Below are 9,973 nucleotides of genomic sequence, written 5' to 3' on the forward strand. Positions count from 1 at the left end.
ATGAAGTACACGGGTAGGGGCACAACATGTTGTGCCCCTACGATTATCTGTACCTCACGCCTGTTGCAATCTGTTGTATGTATGGGCTAATAGTTTCGAGAAGTATGTCAATAGATAATCAGCGGCTCAAGCTTACGATTATGCCATTGCCGCTGATGCCATTCGGCAACCAAGGGACGGACAATGAACTTGGGATGGCGTTCGCCCTTGGCGTTGGCAAAGCCATCGCCTTTAACGTCAATGCGTAAACCTGAGTAAGGTCGTCGCTTCCGAGAACCTTCACCGTTGCGACCAATGAAGAGATGCGATCGCGCCACTAATCTATTTTCATTTCCAAAAGTCTCCATCAAATCTGCTCCCTCAATCCGTTGGCGTCGCAAACTAAACCCGCTACCGCCACAAACAATCCAGTGGATATGAGAATCAGCGTGTCCTGTATCCATTGTCTCCAGGTGTTCCAAGCAGTGAGCGTGACCGTTTAATACCAAGTCAACCAAAGGACGCCCCTGAGTTAGGGAACCTATTTCTTTAGCTACCGCATCCAGCACACCACGGAGGCGATCGCGAATTATCAGAGTTTGTGCTTGCTGCCACTTTGTTGCTTCAGTTACATAAGGTGGATGGTGGAAATAAATCACCCTTCCCCGAACTTCAGAGTTATTCCAAGATTCAATTAATTTTTGCTTAAGCCAGTTTAGTTGTTCAGTGTCAGTCAGCGTTGTTTTATCAGCAGCTAATTGCTTGTCGATATCAACAATAATTTCTTCAATTTGTGACAGCTTGGCGTGGTAGTCGTCTAATTGGTCGGCTTCGCTGGGGTTTTCTGGACGAAGCTTGGCTGAGGTTTCAATGATTTGCTGCTTTTCTTGCTCTAAATTTTCACGCCGTTTTTCTAAAATTCTGCGATCGGCATCGCCTTGTTTTGTTTTAGGCAGGGGCGGTGGATCGTTAAATGTATTTGAATCCAAGGCAAAGAAATCAATCCCGCCATAGCGAAAAGTGTAGTAGCGATTGGGAAGGCGAGTAAAGTGCCCAGGTTCATAGCTGAGACAATAACCTGTATCTGTCTTGGCTGTGTAATACTGATTTAAATGATTATTTAACTCTCCTGGAAGCTGAAACGCCTGAAGATAGTCCATAAATGCCCGTGCGTAGGCTTCACCCGTTCCTGAACCATGCAAGCCTACATCTAGGTCTAACCGCGATCGCAACAGGTGGCGAATGGGTAATGTTGTCAGAGAGGCCAAGCTCAATAGAATCGGCAAGTTATAGTAATCGTGATTTCCCAGTACAGGTAAAATGGGCAGCTTAAAAATCATCTGGTCATAAGCAATCCGTTGGGGATGCTCTCCCCCCAAAATAAACTCTCGGTAAGGCTGGATGAAGTTTTGCTGATAGTATTCACTCGACCCCACTAAATAGATCACATCCCCGGTATGCAGCATAAAACGGGATTCGCTGTGATGGGGCAACATGAGTTCTGCCACCTTTCGCTGGGGGTTATGTCCCCGGTGCTTGCCGGAACCACTATCACCTACAACTAAAAATGAGAACTCAGAATTGTCTGTTTGACCATCCTCCAACACCAGCCGAGTTTGGTCGATGTTCCGTTCCACAATTAACGGATCTTGCCACCGTACCCGTTGATTCATTTTACGAATTTTGTTAGCGATCGCTGGATCAGATACAAGTTTCAATGCAACCTACTCCTGAATTTTCAATTAGGAATCGGGCAAGAGTCATTTCTAACTTGTTATTCTCCCCCTGCCTCCCCTGCCTCCCCTGCCACCCCTGCCTCTCCTACCTCCTTTGCCCTCACTCCTCCACTGTGTCTTTCATCTCAATAGTCAGATTAGGGAGTCCCTCTAGTTTTTCGGTAGGCTCAACTTCTTCTACTAATGGCACAAAAATGTTCAAACCTGCTGGTACACACTTAATTTCTACTGGTGTTGTGCCCATTATTTCACCATCTAGAACGACCTTTTGCGGTGGGTTAGTTGTAATTTTAAATTGTTTGGCTCGCAGGAAGCCAATATCATTCCGTTCTACGGCGTTACCTGTAGAAGCCGTTTGGAATAGATGAAATGTAGCTGCGATCGCTCCTGCTTTGTTAGCTGGAGCTACAATCGTTAAATCTAGTAACCCATCATCATAAATCAAACCTGCTGGGCCTTGGGCTAAGACTGAAGTGGGAGGCGCGGCATTTGCTACTGTAACTGCACAGGCACTAGTTTTAATTATCCGGTCTTCTGTTTCAATTTCAACATCAAAGTTTTTTAAGTTTCTCAGTTGCTGAATTCCTGCCAAAACGTAGGCCATCATCCCAAAGCGATTCTTGGCGTCTCGGTCTGCCAATTGTACAGTTTCAGCTTCAAAGCCAATACCTGCCAAGAGTACCATTGGCTTATCATTGCAATAGGCTACATCTACATGGCGGGTTCCTCCCTGCAAAATTGTCTGACAGGCATCTGCGATCGTGTCAGGAATTCCTAAAGCTGTGGCAAAAGCGTTTGCTGTTCCTCTAGAAATAATTCCAAATGGAATATCAGTACCCACTAAAGCCGTTGCCGCCGCCGAGAGAGTGCCATCTCCCCCCGAAGCAATGATTGCGTCTACTCCCCTCGCTACTGCTGCATTAGCCAGTTCATCAGCGTCGATTTCTTCAGTTGTGAGATAAATATCTAGGTCAATTTCTGTCTCTAATATTGCCCGAATTTCTGCCAGTTCTATATTTGGGTCACCCTGACCCGCAACTGGATTGAAAATGAGGCAGGCGGAACGATTCATAAAATATAAACGCTAAACTTAGATCATTAAAATACTAAATTCTTTTTAGCATTCTTGTGAAATTTCGGCTTCCTTCTGGCGGCTGGTTTGTCTTTTATAAGAAGTTTAGAAGTTTTCTGCGTCAGAACATGCCAATACTGATGCGTATTTTGGTATATTTTGTCTCTAATTAAACAATAAAAATTTTGCTATGCGTCAATTATTACTAGTTTTAGCAGGTATGCTAACTCTCAGCAGTTTAGATACTCCCACCATGACAATAGCAGGCACAACGCCTGATTTACGCGAGATCCGCTTAGTTCAAAGGGTCAACTGCAATAATCCTCAAACTCAAACAGCAATTAATGAATGCGCGAAGTTATCTTATCAGAATGCAGACAAAAAACTGAATCGATTTTATCAACAATTGCTACCTACCTTAGAAAGGTCTAGGAAACAGAAATTGATTGCTGCACAACTAGCATGGATTAAGTTCCGAGATACCAATTGTGAGTTTGAGAGAAGCAAATATGAGGGAGGAAGTATTGCCCCTAGCATTTATTCTGGTTGTCTAGAAAATACCACAAAATTACGTACCCAAGAATTACAAGAATTTCTCAAATCTGACCCTTAAATAGTCGAATAAATTATAGCAGTTTTCAATCGATGTACTGGACATTTTTATTGTTTTCGAGTGATAAATAAAGCGGCTTGTACCGTAATAGTGCTGAATTAAGTAGTACTGTTTGAGATTCCTGAAACCAGCGTTAGGTAAAGAATTGTAATCCCCAATCCAAAATCGAAACCCCAAAATTGGTATGAGTCCCTGACTACGGTAGTCTAGATGAGAGTGAATTTCTCGCCTAGTTTGATATATTGTTTTATGACTTCAGTTGTTTCTAGCCCTCCACGCACTATTCGGATTGGTTCACGCAAAAGCCAACTTGCTCTGGTTCAGACCTACTGGGTACAAGAGCAACTCCAGAAAGCCTTTCCCGATCTCACTTTTGAAGTCCACACCATGTCTACCCAAGGCGACAAAATCTTGGATGTAGCATTAGCTAAGATTGGCGATAAAGGACTTTTTACTAAAGAACTTGAACTCGGAATGCTCAATCAAGAGATTGACTTTGCCGTTCATTCCCTCAAGGATCTGCCCACTCACTTACCAGAAGGGTTAACACTAGCAACAATTACTGAACGGGAAAATCCAGCAGATGCATTAGTTGTACATGAAAAGCACAAAGATAAACAAATTGATACACTGCCAGAAGGTGCAGTAATTGGTACATCTTCGCTGCGGCGGTTAGCACAGTTACGCCATCACTTCCCCCACTTTACCTTTAAAGATGTGCGGGGAAACTTGATTACACGATTGGCAAAACTGGATGCAGGCGAATACGATGCCCTAATTTTAGCAGCAGCAGGGTTAGAGAGATTGGGAATGGGCGATCGCGTTCATCAAATTCTCCCCAAAGAAATCTCCCTTCACGCTGTTGGACAAGGAGCTTTGGGTATAGAATGCCGTGCTGATGATAGTGAAGTGCTATCTTTACTCAAAGCGATCGAACACTCCGAAACACGCGATCGCTGTCTCGCCGAACGATCTTTTCTACGCTCTTTAGAGGGCGGGTGTCAAGTCCCTATTGGTGTAAATACAGAAATATCTGGTGATAATTTGACCTTAACAGGGATAGTCGCTAGTGTAGATGGTCAAAAGTTCGTAAAAGATACCGTCACAGGGATTGCCAATAATGCTGAAGCGCTAGGCATAGAACTAGCACAAGTGTTGCGGCAACAAGGAGCGCAAGAAATTTTAGCAGAAATTTTTGCGGTGATTGGGCGCGGTTCTTAAGCAATTGGGCAAGCAGATGTGATTAGATAAGAATTGATCGCCTTTGCACCAAAGATGTGCCAGACGCGACAAATCGCGTTTGTCGGCATCATAGAGTTAATTTGACAATATAGACAGAACCGGGGAAGCAAAAATTACCATGCGGATTCTATTTGTTGCAGCAGAGGCAGCACCCATTGCCAAAGTAGGAGGAATGGGTGATGTTGTTGGGGCATTACCCAAATTTCTGAGAGAAATGGGGCATGATGTGCGGATATTCTTGCCTTACTACGGCTTCCTGCCAGACAAAATGGAAATTCCCTATGAACCCATCTGGTGGGGAGATGCGATGTTCCAGCACTTTGCAGTATACGAAAGTGTTCTGCCTGGTACTGATGTTCCCTTGTACTTATTCGGACATCCCGCCTTCATGCCCCGCCGCATTTATTCTGGAGAAGATGAAGATTGGCGGTTCACTTTGTTTGCTAATGGTGCAGCCGAGTTTGCCTGGAATTACTGGAAGCCAGAAATTATCCATTGCCACGATTGGCATACGGGGATGATTCCTGTGTGGATGCACCAAGATCCTGATATCAGCACAGTGTTTACCATTCATAATCTGGCTTATCAAGGGCCGTGGCGTTGGTATTTAGAAAAAATTACTTGGTGTCCCTGGTATATGCAAGGACACAACACAATGGCAGCGGCGGTGCAATTTGCCAATAAGGTAAATACAGTTTCGCCCACTTATGCCGAGCAAATCAAAACACCGACTTACGGTGAAACATTAGAAGGTTTGCTGTCCTTTATTAGCGGGAAATTATCTGGGATTATCAACGGTATTGATACCGAAGTTTATAACCCAGAAAATGACAAATACATTACTCAAACCTTCACTACTGATACTTTAGATAAACGCAAGGCCAACAAAATTGCTTTGCAAGAAGAACTAGGGTTAGAAGTCAACTCCAAAGCCTTTTTCATTGGAATTGTGACCCGATTAGTGGAACAAAAAGGCATTGACTTGATATTGCAAATCCTTGATCGCTTCCTTTCTTATACAGATGCACAGTTTGTGCTGTTAGGGACAGGCGATCGCTACTATGAAACTCAGATGTGGCAATTAGCATCCCGCTTTCCCGGACGCATGGCAACTTACCTACTGTATAACGATGCCCTGTCTCGCCGCATCTACGCTGGTACTGATGCTTTCTTGATGCCTAGTCGTTTTGAACCATGCGGTATCAGCCAAATGATGTCTTTACGCTATGGTTCTGTGCCCATTGTCCGCCGCACAGGTGGATTAGTTGACACCGTAAGCCATCACGACCCCGAAAATGCAGCAGGCACCGGTTATTGCTTTGACCGCTATGAACCGCTAGACCTTTTCACCTGTATGATCCGGGCTTGGGAAGGCTTCCGTTTCAAACCACAATGGCAAGAACTACAAAAGCGGGGCATGAGTGAAGACTTTAGTTGGTATCAATCTGCCAAAGAGTACGTGAAGTTATACAGGTCAATTTACGGTCTGCCAGAAGAAGAGGAGACACCACAACCAGAGTTAGTCTTAAACGAAGCGATGGCTAATAGCAAGTCATAAACATCTGTACGGGTGTACAGATATATGAACCTAATTTTTGGAACTCATGATAGCATTGTTCAGATTAACCTGATATCTGAAGATGCTAATCATGAGTTTTTTTTGTTTTTGAAAAAATTTTTTCTTTGTAAGTATCTAAAACTGCTTTATTACTGTCATACCATTTCTTTGTGAGGCTGCGCCAAACCCTTTTAACTTCTTTCTTTCTTTCTTTCTTTCTTTGTGTCCTTTGCGTCCTTTGCGGTTCGTTTCTCTTTCTTCTTTCTTGTACTTAAATATGGTTTAGCGCATCTTCATACAGAATTGGTATCACCAGATAAAAATCAGAAACCTTTGTTGTGATTAGTTTTTATACATGTAGGGTAGGGGTAGCTTGACTTCAGCAAAGCGCAACCCAACAAAGCCACGGAAATGTTGGGTTACCCTGCGGAAAGCCCCTTTGAGTCTACGTTCCTCGACCCAACCTACACAGTTTAAGATTTTTGGCGCTAACTGAACCGTATTGGGTAGCCCGTGAGATTCCTGAGCTTTGCTTAAGGTATTTCATCTTTCTTATTTGAGTTTGATGAAGATGCTATGAACTTTTAAAAAAACTTTTTGTAAACTTGTAAGTATTCATATATAGATAATTGTATATTATTTGTTGTATTGAGCTAACAATTGTCCTTTTTATATTCTCCCTTGTTTTAAAACTTTAACTAGGGAAATATTTTTCTATATAGCTCAGTTAATAACTCTAGAAGATGAATTAGTTTTGGCTTTTTTTGATGTATTGGCACGTCTCTATATATACTTTTCAAGTGGCACAACTCACGATTATAAGTGAGACATAAGACGTTGCATAATTTTGATTAGTGATTCTCTTTTATAACAATTTAGTCTTTGTTATATAACCAAAATGCAAGTAGAAAAAACTCAGACGCAGCCTATTTATAATATTTCTTCAATCAGGGATTTTCGATGGTCAATTCATCTTGATTTATTAAGAGGACTAGCTTCTTTATTAGTTTTTCTTGGTCACATGAGACTTTTATTATTTATAGAATATTTAGAAATTAGTAATCCTAGTTTTTTGATAAAAAGGTTAAATTCATTAACAGTCTTGGGTCATCAATCTGTAATGATTTTTTTTGTCCTAAGTGGATTTTTTATTTCATCTAGTGTAATAAGGAGAATTCAGCAAAAGCAATGGTCTTGGGTTAATTATTTAGTAGATCGTTTAACACGCTTATATATAGTATTAATTCCTGCTTTATTGCTGTCTTCTTTTTGGGATTCTCTGGGTATAAAAATATTTGGTACTGGACAAGACAGCTTTTACGGAGAAAAGTTTCACAACGGTCATTTAGCCACTTATAAAATTTTGGAAAATTTCACATTTCAAAATGCTTTGGGAACTATAGCTTTTGTGCAAACAATTTTTGTAGATTTATTCGGTTCAAATAAGGCAGTTTGGAGTTTAGCCTATGAATTTTGGTACTATATACTTTTTCCTTCAATCATCCTATTCTTTTGTGTTAAATCCTTAAAAGCGCGTGTTTTCTACGCTTTTTTGGCTTCAGGCATATTATTAATGGTTGGTTCGGAAATTAGAATTTATTTTCTGGTTTGGCTGATGGGAGCGTTGGTTAGTATATGTCATCCTTCTAAATATCTGAAGAACAAGAATATCCTAAATTCACTCATTATTTTGTCTATACTAATCCTGTGCATTGCCTTAATAAGTGAACGTTTTATATCTAACCCAAAGATAGCAGATTTTTTAATAGGAATTTATACTGCTGGTATGATATATCTTTTAGTTAATAGTCGTAGTCAGATAACACGAGAGGGAGCATACGAAAAATTTTCTAAAGGTTTAGCAGGATGTTCATACACTCTTTATCTTGTCCACATGCCGATACTGTGCTTTATCAGAGCATGTGTAATTGGCGATCGCCCTTGGGAGCCAGATATTTTGCACTTATTATTGGCACTCATTATAGTTGCATTTGTATTTTTATATGCGGTTGTAATCGCACATTTTACTGAAGCAAAAACAGACAAGTTTAGAAAACTAATCATGTCTTGGATAAAAAATAGACGTTTAAATCAGGCTTAACTGTATTAATCCCAATCCCTGTAGAGATGCGATGAATCGCGTCTCTACTCCCTATTGATTACTCGTTGCTTTCGCCTTAATTAAGCAGTCACAATTTCCCTACCTGATACCAATTCTGTATGAAGATGCGCTAAATCATATTTAAGTGCAAGAAAGAAGAAAGAAAAACGAACCGCAAAGGACGCAAAGGACACGAAGAAAGAAAGAAAGAAAGAAAGAAAGAAAGAAAGAAGTTAAAAGGGTTTGGCGCACCCTCACAAAGAAATAGTATGACAAGAAAGGGTATGACAAGTTTTCTAAACGGTCTAGCGCTAATAAACAAGCATATTTCAAGTCCAAAATCGGCGTATTTAGGAAAATTTTGAGTTCAGTAATTGATCGGGAATTGCCCAATTCGCTAAGAGCTATCCTACCCTCTGTTAACGTGAGTTCGACGGATAGGAATGTTAACAGACTCATCCTCAACCAAACTCCCATCAATTTTTCGGACACGCCGTTTGAAGGGAGCACTACCAGATATACTCACCCTATCAGTAGCATTAACTGTAATATCACCTGCAAACCCACTGCTGTCTTTCAAAGCATTGGCAAGGATTTGTCCACCATTAACCGCTTCCAAAGTATTCGCATTCACTGTGATATTGCCAGCATTTCCCTCACCAAAAGTGCGGGCATCTACAACCCCATTGTCTGCTACCCGAAAAGCATTGGTATTAATAATAATGTTTCCTCCCTGCCCTCCTTGATAGGTACGTGAAAATAACCCACTTGCTGTTTTATCAATGGCAACTCCAAAAATGTTGACCGGATAAGTCGCGGCGTGCAAGCCCCTAAATTTATTTATGGGGGTAAGCCGCAGGCGAATTTATTCGCCGTCATGTTTCGTTCTGATTTTGAATGTACATTTTAATAGTGTCTAAAGTCGCACCGCCAACAGTGGACACAAAGTAAGAATTAGTCCATAACGAAGGCAACCGACTTTAAAGCTTCAGGAAATTCTAACCGCAAATATCTAGATGTTGCACCTTTAAATCTTTTCACCGCTCGGTGTACTCCAAACTGAGGATCAACATCTATCAACAGATGTACATGGTCAGGCATTATCTCCATTTCTAGGATTTCAACTTTAATTTCAATAGCGATAGTCGCAAGCAATTCTTTGAGTCTGGATGCAATAGCACTAACCAGTACTTTTCGTCTGTATTTGGGGCAAAAAATAATATGATACTTGCAAGAATAGACAATATTGTTGTTTGATTGAAATTTTTCAGTCATTCTGGTAACAATAGTTTACTACTCCACATCTATATGATAGGATAAATCAAACTAATCAGGGGGTGATTCAAGAGTGTTGGTACTGGAGTACAAAGCTGTCATCAAGAAAACTCAGTCAACCGCAATAGATGAAGCTATTCGTACAAGTCAGTTTGTGCGAAACAAAGTGCTTAGATATTGGATAGATAATCGTGGCGTTGGCAAAAAAGAACTGTACCAGTACAACACTCAGTTACGTTCAGAATTTAAATTTGTCAGTGATTTAAATAGCCACGCTTGCCAAGCATCAGTAGAAAACGTAGAACGTGCTATTAACAGGTTTTTTGATAACTGCAAAAAAAATAAACAGGGATTGAAAGGTTATCCCAAGTTTAAAAAGCATAGCCGTTCAGTTGAG

General features: G+C 41.0%; 7 protein-coding genes and 2 pseudogenes. 5 read left to right on the top strand and 4 right to left on the bottom strand.

What is annotated here, in order from left to right:
- Positions 1-107: 107 nt before the first annotated feature.
- Together LC586_RS04200 and LC586_RS04205 are read right to left on the bottom strand one after the other, a co-directional pair.
- The gene (locus LC586_RS04200) at positions 108-1,697 is read right to left on the bottom strand and encodes a metallophosphoesterase family protein (protein ID WP_229483213.1); all 1,590 of its coding nucleotides are present in this window, start codon (positions 1,695-1,697) and stop codon (positions 108-110) included.
- Positions 1,698-1,815: 118 nt separating this feature from the next.
- Complete coding sequence (locus tag LC586_RS04205; RefSeq protein WP_229483214.1) at positions 1,816-2,787, bottom strand: YegS/Rv2252/BmrU family lipid kinase; 972 nt, start codon at positions 2,785-2,787, stop codon at positions 1,816-1,818.
- 190 nt (positions 2,788-2,977) lie between these two features.
- On the opposite strand from LC586_RS04205, the gene LC586_RS04210 reads away from it, so the two are divergent.
- From LC586_RS04210 to LC586_RS04225, 4 genes are all read left to right on the top strand, one after another.
- The gene (locus tag LC586_RS04210) at positions 2,978-3,400 is read left to right on the top strand and encodes a lysozyme inhibitor LprI family protein (protein ID WP_229483216.1); all 423 of its coding nucleotides are present in this window, start codon (positions 2,978-2,980) and stop codon (positions 3,398-3,400) included.
- Positions 3,401-3,649: 249 nt separating this feature from the next.
- Positions 3,650-4,621 carry a hydroxymethylbilane synthase gene (gene hemC / locus LC586_RS04215; RefSeq protein ID WP_229483217.1) on the top strand — a complete coding sequence of 324 codons (972 nt, stop codon included), beginning with the start codon at positions 3,650-3,652 and terminating at the stop codon, positions 4,619-4,621.
- Positions 4,622-4,760: 139 nt separating this feature from the next.
- On the top strand, positions 4,761-6,200 hold the full coding sequence (gene glgA, locus LC586_RS04220) for a glycogen synthase GlgA (RefSeq protein WP_229483219.1): 1,440 nt from the start codon (positions 4,761-4,763) through the stop codon (positions 6,198-6,200).
- Positions 6,201-7,098: 898 nt separating this feature from the next.
- The gene (locus tag LC586_RS04225) at positions 7,099-8,301 is read left to right on the top strand and encodes an acyltransferase family protein (protein ID WP_229483221.1); all 1,203 of its coding nucleotides are present in this window, start codon (positions 7,099-7,101) and stop codon (positions 8,299-8,301) included.
- A 409-nt stretch (positions 8,302-8,710) separates the two neighbouring features.
- Here the strand turns inward: LC586_RS04225 and LC586_RS04230 are convergent, their stop codons facing one another.
- Both LC586_RS04230 and tnpA read right to left on the bottom strand, forming a co-directional pair.
- The gene (locus LC586_RS04230; protein ID WP_229483223.1) at positions 8,711-9,127 is read right to left on the bottom strand and encodes a hypothetical protein; all 417 of its coding nucleotides are present in this window, start codon (positions 9,125-9,127) and stop codon (positions 8,711-8,713) included.
- 49 nt (positions 9,128-9,176) lie between these two features.
- Positions 9,177-9,576, bottom strand: a pseudogene (gene tnpA, locus LC586_RS04235) (IS200/IS605 family transposase).
- 73 nt (positions 9,577-9,649) lie between these two features.
- Between tnpA and LC586_RS04240 the strand changes: the two are divergent.
- A pseudogene (locus LC586_RS04240) lies at positions 9,650-9,973 on the top strand (hypothetical protein); the annotation flags it as partial.

Source organism: Nostoc favosum CHAB5714 (assembly GCF_020829495.1).
Lineage (GTDB): Bacteria > Cyanobacteriota > Cyanobacteriia > Cyanobacteriales > Nostocaceae > Nostoc > Nostoc favosum.